Raw genomic sequence first — 15,234 nt, 5'->3', positions numbered from 1 at the left:
CTGCCGTTCGAGATGGACTACCGATAGGTCAATTGCACCACACTGTGAAGCAAGTAGCCGCCACTGACATAATCAAAGAAAGACATTGATGGACAAACCTTTGACGATTTTGCACACCGAAGCTTCTTGTGGCTGGGGTGGGCAGGAAATTCGTATTCTCACCGAAATGGCCGGCATGAATGCACGTGGCCACCGAACTATTCTGGTTTGCCCGCCAGAAGCCAACATTTATCGTGAAGGTAAGGCACGTGGGTTGGAGGTTTATGCATTGCCAATCGGTAGAAAGCGTCTGCCAGGTTTGTTGGCATTGCGTAACTGGCTTAAACAAAATCCCGTTGATGTTATCAACACACATAGTTCGACCGACTCATGGTTGGCAGCGCTGGCTTGCAAAATGTTACGTAATGCGGCACCGATTGTCCGAACACGCCATATTTCAGCACCGATCAATAATAAGGCCTCGACACGTTGGCTGTATCAGGACGCAACCTGCTTTATTGTGACGACAGGTGAAAAGCTTCGGGAAACCTTGATGCAGGAGAATGGCTATGCCGGCCAGCGCATTCAGAGTATTCCGACTGGGATTGATACCCAGCGCTTTGTCCCAGGTGACAAGTACCAAGCCCGACAACGGCTGGGATTGTCGTTGGATGTGCCGACATTGGGCATTCTGGCGACACTACGTAGCTGGAAGGGACACAACTACTTATTGCAGGCACTCAAAACCTTACCATCCGATGTGCAATTGTTGATTGTGGGCGATGGACCACGCCGTGAACAACTGGGGGAAATGGTCAAGGAGCTGGGCCTGACAGACCGAGTGAAATTTGCGGGGAATCAGGACAACGTGGTGCCGTGGCTACAGGCCATGGATATCTTCGTGTTGCCTAGCTACGCCAATGAAGGTGTGCCGCAATCCATCATGCAAGCGATGCTGGTTGGCTTGCCAGTGGTTTCTACTCCCGTCGGTTCAATTGCTGAAATCGTGTCAGATGGTGAAACTGGCCTGATCGTTCAGCCTGAACAAGTTGATCCACTGGCTGCTGCCATACGCCGTCTGTTGGGTGATCGTGAATTGGCTGAACGGATGGGCGAGGCGGGTCGTGAACGTGCGGTGAGTCGTTTCAGCCTGGATATCATGGTTGAAAAGATGGAGCGGGTCTTTCGCCAAGCGAAGGGTGAGCAACTGTTACCACCGCGTCGCATTTTGCACATCAACGTGACCCGTATCGGTGATACCTTGCTGGCAACACCGGTGATTCGTGCACTGGCAACCCGCTATCCGAACGCCGAATTAACCTGCCTTGGTCATCCCAAGCGGGTAGAAGTGTTGGAGCACTTACCATTTGTGCGTGAGGTAGGCTCAATCACCAAGAAAACGGCGATTTGGCAAGGGTGGTTGCCGGGGAAACGTTGGGATTTGGCCATAGTGCATGGTTTCGACGAAGCGCTTGTACGTTATGCGCTTAGGGTCAGTGATCGCGTTGTGGCATTTCATCAAGCCGATGAGCAGCTCAATCGACGGCTGTATCGGGCCATTCGGCGCCCAGAGCTGGATTCAGTACCTGCTGTTGATGTACAACTGCCGTTGGCCAAGATTATTGGTGTTGAGCCTGACGGTCGTTACCTGTCTTATCAGGTCAGTGATGCGGAGCGCAGCGTAGCACAAGGTAGATTGTTGGCTGCGGGTGTCAATGACCGGGACCCATTGGTGGGAATGGTGGTGGAAAGCTTTCCAACCAAACCTTACCGAAACTGGCCAATCAGCCATTTTGTAGAAACGGCCCAACGTACACTTGGTCAGTTCCCTAATGCCCATTTTGTGTTGCTGGGTGGGGAATTGCCGGCCGACAAGGTGGCGCAAGTGCGGTCTGCGCTGAGAGATCGCGTTACCGTATTGGCTGGGCAACTCAGTTTGCGTGAAAGCGGGGCTGTAATGAGCCTGCTGGATCTGTACATTGGTGTCGATACGGGTCCAACCCATTTGGCGGGTGCCTTGGGTATCCCGATGATCAGTCTTTATCACTGCATGCACCGTGGGCGTTGGCTGGCGCCTCGGGAACATTCAAAGCTGGTAGTTATCGAACACCCAGCATCCGATGTGGAATGCTCGGCGCAGCATAGTATGGCGGAAATCAGCGTGGATACGGTGATGCCACATGTCAGCGCACTGCTGGAGGCCAAGTTTGCCTAAACGCGTGCTGCATGTGATCGCAACCTTGCCAGTGGGCGGGGCCGAGAACGTGTTGCTTTCCACTCTGCAAAGGCTTGGTAAAGAGTATCAATCCGTCGTATGTTGCTTGCAGGAAAAAGGCGCATTAGGGGGAGAAGTCGAGGCCCTGGGTATCCCAGTCATCGAATTACACAAGCTACAACGTGGTGGATGGGATGGCACGATTGTCGACGCCTTGGTCAAGGTCATACAACAACACCGGATTGATCTGGTGCATAGCCATCTTTACCACCCCAGCCTCTATGCGCGCTTTGCTGCCAATAGAACGGGCATCCCGGTGGTAATCACCATTCACAATACTTATGCCAAGCGAAAATGGCATCGGCAAATGCTCAATTGGTACTTGGGCAAGCGTACTGCCAGGATAATTACGGTATCCGAAGCGATTCGCGAGGATGTCATTCGGTATGACCGCATCAGTCCGCAGCGTGTGGTGACCATTATGAATGGGATTGATTTGAAGCGTAGTCAGTCTCAACTGACGCGTGATGTAGCGCGGTCAAGGCTTGGCTTGCCTGTCGATGCAAAGGTATTAGTCACGATTGGTCGATTGGTGGAGCAGAAAGGGCACACGGTGTTATTGACGGCGCTGGCTGAATTGGCCGATCCGACGGTTCATGCTGTTTTTGCTGGAGATGGGAGTTGGCGGTCACGTCTGGAAGACCAAGTGCGAATTATGGGTTTGACTCAGCAAGTACATTTTCTTGGTACGCGAACGGATGTGGGAGACATTTTGCGGGCCGGTGACCTCTATGTGATGCCTTCTTTGTGGGAAGGCCTGGGTCTCGCTTTGCTGGAAGGGATGGCGGCCGGGTTACCAGTGCTGACGTCACGTGTCGGGGGCATGGCGGAAGTATTGCGTAATGGCAAGGATGGTTGTTTAGTGCCGGCGGGGGATGCTGTGACTCTGGCGGAGACGTTGGCCGAATTACTGGCTGCGCCGGAGCGGATGCAGAAATTTGCTGCTGCCGCTCAACAACGTGCACAGGATTTCGATGCCGACAAAATGGTTGCTGGCATAGAGCAAGTTTATCGACAGGTTTTTACGGCCAGTACTCAAGCATAAGGACGCAATGGAGAAGCGTAATCTGATCCTGTTCAATGAACAACGCCGCAATCCGTTGATTGATGCGCTTGAGGTGGCGGGTTACGAGATTGCTCAGGATGTGTGGCACCCTACGTCAGCACAACTGCGACGTACCGAATTGGCTTGGGTCAATTTCTATGAATGTCCGAAGCGGCCGTGGCGTATTGCGGCGTTCAAGCAGCGAATGAATTCGGCGGGAGTGCCTGTTTTGGCTTGGAATCGCGATGCTCCAAGTTACAAAGGCCGCCCTGCATGGCGATTGTGGTTGCTTTCCCGGCTAAAGTTGCTTGATATATATATGAGTCATTCGTTGTCGGATGGGATGGGATTTGGCGAACAGCAATTGTTGATGCCCAATGCGACGGATATCACACGCTACAATTTGGCGGGAAGAACTTGGGAAATGTTGGCAGATCCTGCTTTCTATCAATATGACGTCAGCTTTTTTGGTGGTTTGGACGCGGCCAACCATCGGGGGCAAGGGTTGCGAGTTCAGTTCTTCAATGAATTGGCTGCTCGCCTAGATAAGCTAGGCATTTCCCATTACTTTAATGATGGTAAGGGATTGGACTTAATGGGGCAGATCGATCTGATTCAACGGACACGAATCAATCTGCAATATGGTGCGACGTGTGAATATCCGGGCCATCAGCCAGGGGGACTTCCTGAACGCTGTTTTGGTGTGCAAGCCTGCGGTGGTTTTTTGCTCAGCGATCGCAGACCGCATAGCCGTGATAGCTTTACTTTAGGTGCGGATTATGTGGAATTCGAATCAATGGATGATTGTGTGAGCAAGATTCAGTACTATCTGACGCATTTCGATGAGGCTAGGCAGCTTGCCAAAGCTGCTTACCAGCGTGTGCAAGATGCACATACTTATGCTCATCGTGCGACACAGCTGGTCAATACCGTTGATGCGTGGCGCCAGCATCGTCGTTTGGCGGTTGCATGAGTTGGCTCAGGCCGTTCGGTGATAAGCCGTGGCAGGGTATGGGATTGACTATTGCGGCACTATTGACGTTGATTCTGCCATTGGCGCATACCACAGCATTGCGAAACGTGTTGGCCACCCTGTTGTTGATGTTGACAGGTTATGCGGTTGTCAGATTACGTTGGCGGCTTCGTTTTCCATTGAAAAAATACTGGTTGGCTTATTTAACGGTAGCGTTCCTGTCATTGATTTGGGCTGTTGACCGACCAGAGAGTTTGGGCGATATCAAATCCGAGTTATTACATGGTTTGCTTGGTTTTCTGATTGGTGTCAATTGGTTGGGCCAACGAGAGGCGTTGCCGTTATTGCGTCGGACCATGATGTTGATGGCGGGTATTATGTTGGCTGATCTGGGTTTTTATTTGATCAGGGCCTATCTTGCAACTGGTGATATGCCAGAGATGACAGGGGGTTATCTAGTTGGTGTCGGTAAATTATCCAGTTACCTGATCATATCCATGCCTTTTCTGATGATGTCATTGGTCAGAAAAGGTGTGGAACGGAATTTATCCATTTTGCTATTGATGGGCAGCACATTTGCGTTGGTCGTGACCGGTAATCGTATGGCATTTATCGTGATTGCATCGCAATTGACGCTGGCAGCACTGATGGTACTACCCGATTTGAGTACGCGGCGGCGATGGTCGGTAGCTGCAATGTTTGTGGCCGCCCTGACGGTAGTAATCAGCTTGATGTATGTTCAGCTTTGGCAACGCACAGCGCAAGAGATCGGGCCGAATGCATCGGTCTCACCACAAATGGTGCAAAGTTCCTTACAGCGTGATCCGCGCTGGATGATTTGGACGCATACGTTGGAAAACCCGAAAACACCATGGTGGCATGGTGCAGGATATGGGATCACCACATTCAAGCGGCTGTATCCAGAACTATCCAATCAGCCTGGGACAGAGTTGTATACCCATGCCCATAATGTGTTCCTGAACAAATATGTTCAGTTGGGGCTGCCGGGCATGCTGGTTTGGGCCACGTTGATTGTGGTGGCGCTCAGCGGTCTGTTCCGCAAGTCCGATCCGGAGATGACTGGCTGGCGAGTAGTATTGGCGATGTCACTATGTGGTGCCTTACTTAAAGTACAGACAGATGACTTCTTCCACCGTGATGTCGGTTGGGCATTTTGGCTGTTGGCTGGAGTGGCTGTATCACTCTTTTATCGACAGCGGGCCACCAGCACCGCCAATAGCTTGACCTAATGTGCTTCATCCGCTCCCGGTTTTGATGCTTATCGTTGACGGAGCAAGTCGCGGAGGCCTGTTTTTCTGTGTGATGGCGTTACTCGGTCATTCCATTTCGATATTGATTTGATGCTTTTGTCAGACGCAGTCTGCGTTTGCTTTGATGAGACAACACGTTGCATGACCCACGCCGCTTTGCCTGAACAGATCAAGATTCTGATCATTCGTCGAGATAATATCGGTGATCTGGTGTGTACGACACCGATGATTGCCAGTTTGCGCCAACATTATCCCAATGCGCGAATCGATGCCTTGGTCAATAGCTACAATGTTGCTGTACTTTCCCATAACCCGCATCTGGATCACGTTTATGCCTATACCAAAGGCAAACACCTGACAACTGGGCAGTCGGCATGGGCCAACATGTGGCGTCGCTTCAGACTATATATTGAGTTGCTGATTTGCCGGTATGACTACATCATTCTGGCGGGTAATGGTTATATTGGACGTGCGGCCGGGATGGCACGACGTCTGTTACCACGTCATATCATTGGTTTCACGCCAGATGGCAAACCTGTGAATGGCATTGATTTGCCGCAAACCGTACCGACTGTGCCGATGCATTGTGTGCAGGTTATGGCACCGTTGGTTGCGCCTTTAAAGATTGAAGGATCGCCACCAGGGTTGGTACTGGCACCTGATCCTGTTGAAGTGGAAAAGGTTGTCCGGCTATTGAAGTCTACGAGCTGGTACCGGCCAGAAACGAAAATGGTAGGCCTGCACATCAGTGCGCGGAAGCCGAGCCAGCGGTGGCCGACTGAGCATTTTGTGGCATTGGCAAGGCGTTTGCACCAGCAGACCGGCTGTGGCTTCATGTTGTTCTGGTCTCCCGGGGATGAACACAATCCGCATCACCCAGGTGACGATCGAAAAGCGGCGAGCATTATTGCTGCGTTGCAGTCATTACCTATATTGCCCTGCCCGACACAACATTTGCAGGAACTGATCGCCAGTCTATCGGTTGTGGACACCATGGTCTGTTCAGATGGCGGGGCAATGCACGTTGCTGCAGGATTGGGTAAGCCCATGGTGTGCTTCTTCGGCCAATCAGATGCGCATGTATGGCATCCATGGGGTGTGCCGTTTGAGCTTGTACAGCCTGCGTCGAAGCAGGTGGCGGATATTTCGGTGGATGAAGCATTGGCAGCATATGACCGACTGTCTCATCACTCCATCCCCGGCTGACATGTCATAAAGCCTACGGGGTTCGGGTCGCTTACTACTGCGTAGCTCACAAGATTTAAATAGTCATTGGAGTGTTCATCAAATTTGGCGAGTACGACCGTACTACCTTTGATTTCGACTGGGCCTTCATATACTCCAAATGCTTCTTGCTTAAGTTCGGTCCATGGATTGCTGCCATTGCTTACCATGACGCTTTTGGCTTCAGGTAAGCCAACGGCAAATAATACAGTTGATCCCAATTTTAGAGTGCTGCGCAAGGGAGCCAGTAATGTCCCTGCATGTTCGCGTAGTGTGACGAAATGCACTGGAAATTGAAAACTGCTCCCCTGTTCGAATATCAATCGATAACGTAGGGCCTGTGCAAACACATGACCAGGTTCGCTCTTGCGTTTGGCGAAGACGCGTAACAGATATTCGCCTGGTTGTGGTGCACTGACTAAAATATGGTGTCGCCCAGACAAACGTTGAATAAATGTTTGTTGTTCAAAGTTTCGATTGCCTTGTTCCAGCGAGCTGGTCAAGTAGACATCGTCAGGGGCGTGTAAGGTCAGGCGCCAGCCACTGCACGGGATGTGAACCCGATAACTCATCTCGCTTGGGTCGCTCAATTGATATTGATAATATGATGGGAAGGGACGGATACGCTGCAGAAATGCGCCCAGGGACGAGTGGGTAGTGGCTCGCCAGCGTGAGTCCTCGGCAAAATGTGTGTCGGCCAGATCATCTGGCTGTGCCAGAAAATATTGTGGTGAGAATTGCTTCTTGAAGCGCCCTGTGTCATCTACACCACCGGCCCCCCAGGTCGGTTCAATCAGATGCCAGTGCCCATTAAGTTCAATGGCAATCCAGTCGTGATTCGTGTCGGTAAATGGTTCGCCATCGCTATGGGCGACGTCTTTCACATAACCTCTTACCGTAACTACATTCAGTCCGGCCTGTTTGGCCAATATTGCAAACAGGTCGGTGTAGCCTGTGCAGACTGCCTTCCGACGTTTCAGGACCGAAGCAGGCTTCAAGTCACCATAGTGACCGGAGAAAAAACCATCAGTGTCATATTCGATATTGTTGGCGAGCCAGCGGAAGATACTTCGGGCTTTGTCAACATCGTCTTTGGCAGGGCCAATCAGATAGCGCACCAGGGTTTCCGGTGTATCGCTGGCTGAGTCGGGGGCTCGTAACGCATGGAGATCAATGGCACTGAAATCGCGGTTGGTATAAATCGATGTGGCGTGGGTTGTCAGCATGGACAAAAAGCAACCCAGTGGCACGAGCTTAAGATAATTGCGTACCGGATTCATACAGATTCGACCAGCCTGTGGGTATTAGGCTAACGTCATGCCAAGCTACAATACCCAGTCACTTGGCCCACAGCACATTTAGTTGAGATTACCTGGCCTGAAGCTCCTGTCCACTTAGTTTGACCTTATCACCTATCTGGAACTTTGGCTGTTCATGCGCGGGGTCCGGACGAATGGTCTGGGTCTTTCCATTTGTCAATTTCACCTCATATTCATAAGCTTTTTGCGTCTTCATATGTTCTTCAAGTTTATAACCAGCGTAAGCACCACCAGCTGCACCGGCAACCGTTGCCACCTTATTGCCATCACCCTTGCCAACCTGTTTGCCCAGTAGCGCACCAGCAACACCACCTGCTACAGCCCCTAGGGCAGAGCCTTCACCTTTGACCTCATATTCATTAATTGCGGCAATGGTTCCGCACTCTCGACATTTGGCATTGGCATCACGCTGCTTGCGGGCGTCGGCAAGGCTGGCTTGCATGGTGGATTTGGCATCACGCTTGCATGCAGCCTGCTCTGCTTTGGGTTGGCCGCCGCAACTCTTCACGGCGGCTTTATAGTCATTATCAATCCGCTGTTTGGCGGTATTGAACTCGCTTGTTGGATTGGCTAATGCAATTTGACTAAGCATCCACAAGGCGGTCAGCAGAACAGGCTTCATGATTCAATCTCCGATTACATCGCAATATGGCGATCCTGGCTGGCTACACGTTGTAACCAAGCGCGGATGGCAGGGTAGTTGTCGAGAGAAATGCCGCCGTCTTCCGCCTTATGAGTATAGGCATACAGTGCAATGTCTGCGATTGAGTATCGATTGCTGACAAAGAACACGTTTTTACCGAGATGCTGCTCCATTACATCCAGCGCCTTGTAACCACCCACAATACATTTTTGTAGTTCTTGCTCGCGGCTGGCTGGACGGCCTGCGAGCTTCACAATGAACCGTGCCACTGCGATATTGGGTTCGTGGCAATACTGTTCAAAAAACATCCATTGCATCACTTGCGCTTGTTCCAGTTTGCCTTGTGGCATCAAATCTGTGCCATGGGCCAAGTAATACAGGATCGCATTGGATTCCGGCAGAAAGGTCTGTTCATCAATCTGCAGTACCGGAATCTGGCCATTAGGATTCATGCGTAGAAAGGCTGGTTGCTTGTGCTCACCGTGACGCAGGTCGACCTCGTGCCATTCAAAAGGTAGTTCCAGCTGGGTCAGTGCCAGTTTCACCTTGTAACAGTTACCGGAAAGGGACATCCCAAAAGCTTTCAACATGCGTGTACTCCTTATGGTTGAGGTACTGGTCGGTCAGAATTTCCAGGCCATGGTGGTCTTTTCCGTTTGAAAACCCAGATTGATGTAAAGTTGTTTGGCTGGGGTGTTGTACTCGTAAACATCCAGTATCAGCTCGTGTACTTGCTGTGCACGTAAATGATCGCGCATGGCAATTATCAACTGTCGGGCAATACCGTGACGGCGGTACATTGTCGAGACAAATACATCCAGAATTAGGCCATAGGCCGTGAAATGGGATTGGTCATGGGGTGGGTGGCGAATTTCCATGACACAGAAACCAACTGGCACGCCATCATCGCAAGCGAGTAAAACTTCCAGTGAATGGCGGGCTATCCAGCCCATTACGCTGTTTTCATCCATTGGCTTTGGCGGCTGGTGTCCAAAGTTCTGCGGCATGGTGGCATAGTGCACCATGCTGCTCTCGTAACGGAACAACGAAATGGCAGGCCAGTCATCTGCCTTGGCCCAACGGATCGATCGCGTCAAGCCAATCGTTCCTTGAAGCGCTCGCAAGCTTTGACCAACTCGCTGCAGATACCTGGCTCCCAAGCTGCATGGCCGGCATCCGGCACTACAATATATTCTGCTTCGGGCCAGACACAATGCAGATCCCATGCGCTGACTGTTGGGCAGACAATGTCATAGCGTCCTTGAACAATCACGGCAGGGATATGCCGGATCTGACTAATATTGTTGAGCAAACTATTGTTCGGCAGGAAAATCTTGTTGATGAAGTAATGGGCTTCAATGCGCGCCAAGCCCAATGCGACGGTATCGTCATCGAAGTGTCCTGTGAGCAGACTATCGTCTGGCAGCAAGGTCGAGCAGGCCCCTTCATAGTGGCTCCAGACACGTGCTGCAGGCATGTGCACCGCTGGATTCGGGTCAGTCAGCCGATGGTAATAATTATTCAGTAGATCACTGCGTTCTGCTTCTGGAAGGAATTCGGCAAAGGTTTGCCATTGATCCGGGAAAATATTACCGACACCTCGCATGAACCAGTCGATCTCACTGTCTCGACATAGGAAGATTCCGCGTAGTACCAGCCCCAGTACCCGTTCAGGGTGGAATTCAGCATAAGCCAGTGACAACGTAGAACCCCAAGACCCGCCAAATACCAGCCATTTATCGATGCCCAAGTGGGATCGAAGCGTTTCGATATCGGTAATCAGATGGGGCGTGGTGTTGTTTTTGAGCTCGCCCAATGGGGTAGAGCGGCCAGCACCACGCTGGTCAAAAATCACGATACGGTAGAACGCAGGATCGAAGAACTGCCGATGCTTGGCGCTGGCGCCGGCACCAGGGCCACCATGTAGAAATACTACTGGCATACCCTGTGGGTTGCCGGATTCTTCGAAGTACATGGTGTGCGTATCGTCCAGTGGCAGCATGCCTTGATTGAACGGGAGGATAGCGGGATAGAGTTGGGTTCGCATAATGAGATGTCTCGATGTCGTTGTGTGCTAAAACATGCCGATCAACATTTTGCCGCCTACTGTCAGTAGCAGGCAGGCAAACGCTTTCTTCAAGTGCGCTACAGGTAACTTGTGGGCCAGTTTGGCACCTTGCCCAGCCATCATCATGCTGGTGATCACAATGCCAGCCAAAGCAGGCAAATAAACATACCCCAGGCTACCCTTTGGCAGTCCGGCAATTGTCCAGCCACTGCTGATGTAGCCTGCAGCGCCGGCCAACGCAATCGGAAGCCCGATGGCTGCAGAGGTTCCGATGGCTTCATGAATCTTCACGTTACACCAGCTCATGAATGGCACTGACAGTGACCCACCACCAATACCGACCAGACTGGATATTCCTCCAATTGTCAGCCCGGCTGCCGTCATGCCTGTCATGGCAGGGAGCTCACGGCTCGGCTTGGGTTTGATGTTGAGCAGCATTTGTGAGGCTACATAGAAAATGAATACGATAAAAAACCACATTAGTGGCCTGGTGGGGAGTGAGCCGGCAACCCAGGCGCCAACGAAAGTACCAAACAGGACTCCGGGTGTGATCTGTTTGACGATGCCCCAATTGACCGCATGGCGGCCGTGATGGGCACGAATACTGGAAAGTGACGTAAAAAGGATACTGGCTAGTGATGTACCTAATGCAATATGTAAGGGATCGTGAAAGCCTTGCCGTTCAAAACAGAAAACCAGGAGTGGAACAATGATCAAGCCGCCGCCAACGCCTAATAATCCGGCGAGAAAACCCGCACCAATACCGATACCTAGGTATGTCAAAATGAATTCCATTTAACGCCTTTGTGAGCAGGTGAGAGGTAATGCGTGTCGTCATTGAAAATCAGCTGGACGACGAAGACAGGCTGTATGCACACCAATGTTTACACAAGCCGTGCTTCAATGAATTGCCAATGTTTTGGATCAACTGGAGTGATTGAAAGCCGGTTGCCTTTTTGCAGGACAATCATTGTTTCCAGTTCCGGATAACTGCGCATTTCTGACAATGGCATCAAGCGGGTCTTGCGGACCAGTTGTACGTCCACATTCAGCCAGCGAGGGTTGTCACGACTTGCTTTGGGGTCATAGAAGCGAGATGAAGTATCAAACTGCGTCTCGTCGGGATAGGCTTTTTTGCTGATGCGTACAATGCCAGCAACACCTGGTTCGGCACAGCTGGAGTGATAGAACAGTGCGAGATCACCGACTGCCATTTGATCTCTCATGAAATTACGTGCTTGATAGTTGCGCACACCATACCAGGCTACGCTCTGCTCTGGCAGTTGGGCCAGATCATCAATGGAACAGTCATCGGGTTCGCTTTTCATCAACCAATAGCGCATGGGGTCGGTCTCCTGACGGTGGTTGATCAATCTTCGGTTGGCACGCGGATGCTGGACTGGCCCAATACCCATGCGACACCTAAACCGGCACTGACGGTGGTACGGCGACGTAATAATGGGCTGTCATCAAATGCCGTGCCAGCCATATTGTCTGCCCTGACAAATGCACCTACCCAAGTCTGGCCCAAACGCCGTGACGCAGACCAAGTCAGTTGTAAGCCGTCATAACCACCTTTGGGGCGGTAGGTGGGTCGGTCTGCTGTGGCATTGGTATTGTCCACACCGTAAAAATAGTGTTGGTAACGCTGACTGGATACACCGGGACCAAACTGCAAGGCAGTGTTCCAGCCCAATGTGGCGGCTCGAGCTGCCCAGTCCAGATTTAGCTTGATGCCTGCCAAGGTTCCAATAGATCGAGGGTGACGTTGAATAGTGTAGGCTGCACGTATTGGTAATACCAATGTGGGTGTGGCGCCTAGCCAGGTATCGTCTGACAGCCGCAGCTTCATGACTGTGCCTAACTCAATGGTCGGGTGTAAATCAGGCATGTCTTTGCGTGCGGTATTGTCTTTGCTGTTGACTGGTGGTGTGCCGTTGCCGCTCAATTCCAGAGTCAGTCGTTGGCCTTCAAACACCACACCTCGCACAGCGGTCCGATCAATCTTGAGACGATCGCCACGGTATACAAAATATGGAATGGGTAGTAGATAGCCCCGTTGCTCATCCGCACCGCGGTAGTCTGGCAGGCTGATGGCGGCAGCACCTAGCCCTGCCTCCCAAAGCGGCTGGTCTGCCGCATCGCTGGTGTTGGCAACCAGGCAAGTCAACAAGGTGGCAAGTCGTATCACGTCGGGCTCGGCAGAGAAAGAGTTCAGGCAATGACTTTGCCGTAAAGCCAAGCAGGGCGCAAGGTACAGATCAGACTGGGAATGCGGGGTAAGCTGTGATGACGTGGTTGCTCCATTGGTTGATTCAGTCGATGTGCTGGAGACTCCCTGCCGACAAGGAAATGGTCAATTGGTTAGTACGCCTGCGCCGCTGAAGACAGCCAGATCCACATAGCGAGAGCCACGTTTCCCATCGCTGCTGAAGTCGATCAGATAACCACCTAAATCAAGACGTCGTGTATTGGCTAGCGCTTTGGCTGTTTGCTGTGGTTCTGGCGTACCTGCCTTGCGTAATGCTTCGACCAGAAATTTGGCTGCAATGAAGCCTTCCAGCGAGGCGTAGGAAGGTACTTCGTCTCGGTAGGTCTTCATGGCCTTGGCATGTTCACGTGCGATACCGGTGGTCAGATTGGAGGGAGATGGCGTCAAGGTGGTAACGGCAATGCCTTGCGCGGCTTGAGGTGAGCCGAGAAATTCCTGCAACGTTTGATGATTGATGGAAGACAGGACAAAAAATTGTGTACCAGGGCTGATATGGCGGTATTCACGAATGAAATTGGCGCTGGCAATAGTTGGGGCAGCAAGGATGACGGCTTGTGGATGGTGATTGGAAATGTCCCGCACGGCTTGAGCAATCCCGCCACCAAGGTAGGGTGATTTGGCCAATATGGTGCGTTTTTCTTTTGCCAGTTCTGTTTCCACTGCTTTCAGGCCCGCGCGCCCTAGGCTATCGGTTCCATAAAATACGGCCAGCTTTTCCAGTCCCGTGCTGAGGGTCATACGCACAATCTTTCTGGTTTCATCTTCCAGACTGGCGCGGACATGGAAAACACGGGCGCTATCCGACATTGAGTCCAGGCCGGTATAAGGGGCCACCAGCACCAAGCCAGTTCGGGCGATTTGGGTATCCTTCAGAACAGCGGCGACTGATTCATTTCCCATATAACCAAACAGGACAGTAGCTGGGTATTCCTCCAATAGTTTGGTTGTCAGACTGACTGTCTGCGCGGTATTGCCTTGATCATCGCGGAAGACATGATTGATCCGGCGGCCATCAACGCCACCGCGAGCGTTGACTGAGTCAAAATAGACTTTGGCACCGGTCATGTAATCTTTGCCCGTATCGCCATTGGGACCAGATAGATCCAGCACCTGTACGATATGAATCGGTGAAGTCTCGCCCATTGTCAGGGATGAGAACAGCAAAGTTGCTAGCAGGCTGGCCAATTGCAGTAATGTGCGCATGATGATTGATGTCATGAATAACCAAGGCACTAATTATCAATGCCGAATATTGCAGCGGTTTTTCAGCAAGTGGCTGTTTCTGAATTATCTTGCTATTTTTCTCTGGAAATCTATATATGCAGATTCTGTGATGAGTGCGTCCAGTGGCATGTCCCAGGGTTCGCGCGGTACCGCTGAAACCCGTTGGCACTCGAAAGCAGCACCGATCAGCATGGGCATACGCCAATGATGACGATGGCGGCGAAAGGCAAGGGTTGTGTCATAGAAGCCACCACCCATCCCCAGACGGAAACCTTCACTATCAACGCCAACGAGGGGGACAAAAATCAAATCCAATTGTTTGGCGCTGACACTGTTGGGGGCGGCTACTTCGAGGATACGGAAACGATTTAGATACCAATCATGGTTTTGATGGATTTGGGTAAATCGCATATGGCGACTGCGAGCTGGTGGCACGACTGGCAAATAGCATTGACAGCCCATCCACAATGCCTGATTGATCAATGGTATCAAGTCGATTTCCGTGGGCATTGGTATATAGAAGCCAATCCGTCGAAATCGTTGTAGCAAACCATGGTGCAATGCTTGGCGCAAAAGCTGATCGGCAGCGCGTTGACGTGTTATGAGAGGCAACTGAGCGCGCGCCTGTTTCAGTTGGCGGCGTAGTTTGGATTTGTCGGAAGGAACGGACCCTGAATAGGGTGAATGATCATTCATGTGAAGTCGACAGGAAAAGCCCCCCGCCTGTGCCGTACGACCTTCATCTTGAACCGTAAGGTTCAAGGCGGTTGCACACCGAACCCATCAGGTGCATCGCAGAAGCGACGCGCACAACAGGGCATCAAGGATTGCAACCAGTTCTGCTATATTGGTTCAAAGAATATTAGGCCTTGAACGAACACCGCAGGGGACCTGAAGTTGATTCTATCATCGTCCGCGGCATTCCTGAAACCATCATTTTG

15 protein-coding genes, 1 other RNA gene and 1 pseudogene are annotated in these 15,234 nt (G+C 51.5%); 6 read left to right on the top strand and 11 right to left on the bottom strand.

The window, feature by feature from the left end:
• Nucleotides 1–85: 85 nt before the first annotated feature.
• The 6 genes and pseudogenes from FFS57_RS25705 to FFS57_RS03755 all read left to right on the top strand — a co-directional run.
• Nucleotides 86–1,174 (top strand): annotated as a pseudogene (locus tag FFS57_RS25705) (glycosyltransferase family 4 protein); the annotation flags it as partial.
• Nucleotides 1,151–2,194, top strand: coding sequence for a glycosyltransferase family 9 protein (locus tag FFS57_RS26075; protein ID WP_283204899.1), 1,044 nt, complete (start codon nucleotides 1,151–1,153; stop codon nucleotides 2,192–2,194). The pseudogene FFS57_RS25705 and the gene FFS57_RS26075, both read left to right, overlap by 24 nt.
• Nucleotides 2,187–3,299 carry a glycosyltransferase gene (locus FFS57_RS03770; protein WP_171013590.1) on the top strand — a complete coding sequence of 371 codons (1,113 nt, stop codon included), beginning with the start codon at nucleotides 2,187–2,189 and terminating at the stop codon, nucleotides 3,297–3,299. Before FFS57_RS26075 ends, FFS57_RS03770 begins: the two co-directional genes overlap by 8 nt.
• 7 nt (nucleotides 3,300–3,306) lie before the next feature.
• Nucleotides 3,307–4,272, top strand: coding sequence for a glycosyltransferase family protein (locus tag FFS57_RS03765; RefSeq protein WP_137936430.1), 966 nt, complete (start codon nucleotides 3,307–3,309; stop codon nucleotides 4,270–4,272).
• Nucleotides 4,269–5,522 carry an O-antigen ligase family protein gene (locus FFS57_RS03760; RefSeq protein ID WP_137936429.1) on the top strand — a complete coding sequence of 418 codons (1,254 nt, stop codon included), beginning with the start codon at nucleotides 4,269–4,271 and terminating at the stop codon, nucleotides 5,520–5,522. The genes FFS57_RS03765 and FFS57_RS03760 overlap by 4 nt, the downstream gene beginning before the upstream one ends.
• A 162-nt stretch (nucleotides 5,523–5,684) precedes the next feature.
• A complete protein-coding gene (locus tag FFS57_RS03755; protein WP_171013588.1) occupies nucleotides 5,685–6,749 on the top strand; it encodes a glycosyltransferase family 9 protein in 1,065 nt (354 codons plus the stop codon).
• Here FFS57_RS03755 and FFS57_RS03750 read toward each other — a convergent pair.
• The 11 genes from FFS57_RS03750 to ssrS all read right to left on the bottom strand — a co-directional run bounded on the left by FFS57_RS03750 (nucleotide 6,731) and on the right by ssrS (nucleotide 15,185).
• Complete coding sequence (locus FFS57_RS03750; RefSeq protein ID WP_137936427.1) at nucleotides 6,731–8,047, bottom strand: transglutaminase domain-containing protein; 1,317 nt, start codon at nucleotides 8,045–8,047, stop codon at nucleotides 6,731–6,733. The genes FFS57_RS03755 and FFS57_RS03750 overlap by 19 nt on opposite strands.
• 88 nt (nucleotides 8,048–8,135) lie before the next feature.
• Nucleotides 8,136–8,708, bottom strand: a complete 573-nt coding sequence (locus FFS57_RS03745; protein ID WP_137936426.1) for a glycine zipper 2TM domain-containing protein — start codon at nucleotides 8,706–8,708, stop codon at nucleotides 8,136–8,138.
• 14 nt (nucleotides 8,709–8,722) lie between these two features.
• Nucleotides 8,723–9,319: a glutathione S-transferase family protein gene (locus tag FFS57_RS03740; RefSeq protein ID WP_137936425.1), complete on the bottom strand. Its 597-nt coding sequence runs from the start codon at nucleotides 9,317–9,319 to the stop codon at nucleotides 8,723–8,725.
• Nucleotides 9,320–9,352: 33 nt separating this feature from the next.
• Complete coding sequence (locus FFS57_RS03735; protein WP_137936424.1) at nucleotides 9,353–9,826, bottom strand: GNAT family N-acetyltransferase; 474 nt, start codon at nucleotides 9,824–9,826, stop codon at nucleotides 9,353–9,355.
• The gene (gene pip, locus FFS57_RS03730; protein WP_137936423.1) at nucleotides 9,823–10,776 is read right to left on the bottom strand and encodes a prolyl aminopeptidase; all 954 of its coding nucleotides are present in this window, start codon (nucleotides 10,774–10,776) and stop codon (nucleotides 9,823–9,825) included. Before pip ends, FFS57_RS03735 begins: the two co-directional genes overlap by 4 nt.
• Before the next feature lie 27 nt (nucleotides 10,777–10,803).
• Nucleotides 10,804–11,592, bottom strand: a complete 789-nt coding sequence (locus FFS57_RS03725; protein WP_137936422.1) for a sulfite exporter TauE/SafE family protein — start codon at nucleotides 11,590–11,592, stop codon at nucleotides 10,804–10,806.
• Between the two features lie 89 nt (nucleotides 11,593–11,681).
• A complete protein-coding gene (locus tag FFS57_RS03720; RefSeq protein WP_137936421.1) occupies nucleotides 11,682–12,140 on the bottom strand; it encodes an EVE domain-containing protein in 459 nt (152 codons plus the stop codon).
• 26 nt (nucleotides 12,141–12,166) lie between these two features.
• Entirely contained in the window at nucleotides 12,167–12,988 is an 822-nt protein-coding gene (locus tag FFS57_RS03715) for a MipA/OmpV family protein (protein WP_171013586.1), read from the bottom strand.
• 165 nt (nucleotides 12,989–13,153) lie between these two features.
• Nucleotides 13,154–14,272 (bottom strand): ABC transporter substrate-binding protein, encoded by a 1,119-nt coding sequence (locus tag FFS57_RS03710; protein WP_171013583.1) that lies wholly within the window; start codon nucleotides 14,270–14,272, stop codon nucleotides 13,154–13,156.
• A gap of 84 nt (nucleotides 14,273–14,356) precedes the next feature.
• Complete coding sequence (locus tag FFS57_RS03705; RefSeq protein ID WP_137936418.1) at nucleotides 14,357–14,989, bottom strand: 5-formyltetrahydrofolate cyclo-ligase; 633 nt, start codon at nucleotides 14,987–14,989, stop codon at nucleotides 14,357–14,359.
• Nucleotides 14,990–15,005: 16 nt separating this feature from the next.
• Nucleotides 15,006–15,185: non-coding RNA, 6S RNA (gene ssrS / locus FFS57_RS03700), on the bottom strand.
• Nucleotides 15,186–15,234: the final 49 nt, after the last annotated feature.

The sequence above is a fragment of the Chitinivorax sp. B genome, assembly GCF_005503445.1.
Classification (GTDB): Bacteria; Pseudomonadota; Gammaproteobacteria; order Burkholderiales; family SCOH01; genus Chitinivorax.
This window is presented reverse-complemented; position numbering and strand designations above follow the sequence as displayed.

Excerpts from the sequence above, each read along its gene's own strand:
- FFS57_RS26075 (WP_283204899.1), top strand. The coding sequence starts at position 1,151 with ATGGAGCGGGTCTTTCGCCAAGCGAAGGGTGAGCAACTGTTACCACCG.
- FFS57_RS03765 (WP_137936430.1), top strand. The coding sequence starts at position 3,307 with ATGGAGAAGCGTAATCTGATCCTGTTCAATGAACAACGCCGCAATCCG.
- FFS57_RS03760 (WP_137936429.1), top strand. The coding sequence starts at position 4,269 with ATGAGTTGGCTCAGGCCGTTCGGTGATAAGCCGTGGCAGGGTATGGGA.
- FFS57_RS03755 (WP_171013588.1), top strand. The coding sequence starts at position 5,685 with ATGACCCACGCCGCTTTGCCTGAACAGATCAAGATTCTGATCATTCGT.
- FFS57_RS03750 (WP_137936427.1), bottom strand. The coding sequence starts at position 8,047 with ATGAATCCGGTACGCAATTATCTTAAGCTCGTGCCACTGGGTTGCTTT.
- FFS57_RS03745 (WP_137936426.1), bottom strand. The coding sequence starts at position 8,708 with ATGAAGCCTGTTCTGCTGACCGCCTTGTGGATGCTTAGTCAAATTGCA.
- FFS57_RS03740 (WP_137936425.1), bottom strand. The coding sequence starts at position 9,319 with ATGTTGAAAGCTTTTGGGATGTCCCTTTCCGGTAACTGTTACAAGGTG.
- pip (WP_137936423.1), bottom strand. The coding sequence starts at position 10,776 with ATGCGAACCCAACTCTATCCCGCTATCCTCCCGTTCAATCAAGGCATG.
- FFS57_RS03725 (WP_137936422.1), bottom strand. The coding sequence starts at position 11,592 with ATGGAATTCATTTTGACATACCTAGGTATCGGTATTGGTGCGGGTTTT.
- FFS57_RS03720 (WP_137936421.1), bottom strand. The coding sequence starts at position 12,140 with ATGCGCTATTGGTTGATGAAAAGCGAACCCGATGACTGTTCCATTGAT.
- FFS57_RS03710 (WP_171013583.1), bottom strand. The coding sequence starts at position 14,272 with ATGCGCACATTACTGCAATTGGCCAGCCTGCTAGCAACTTTGCTGTTC.
- FFS57_RS03705 (WP_137936418.1), bottom strand. The coding sequence starts at position 14,989 with ATGAATGATCATTCACCCTATTCAGGGTCCGTTCCTTCCGACAAATCC.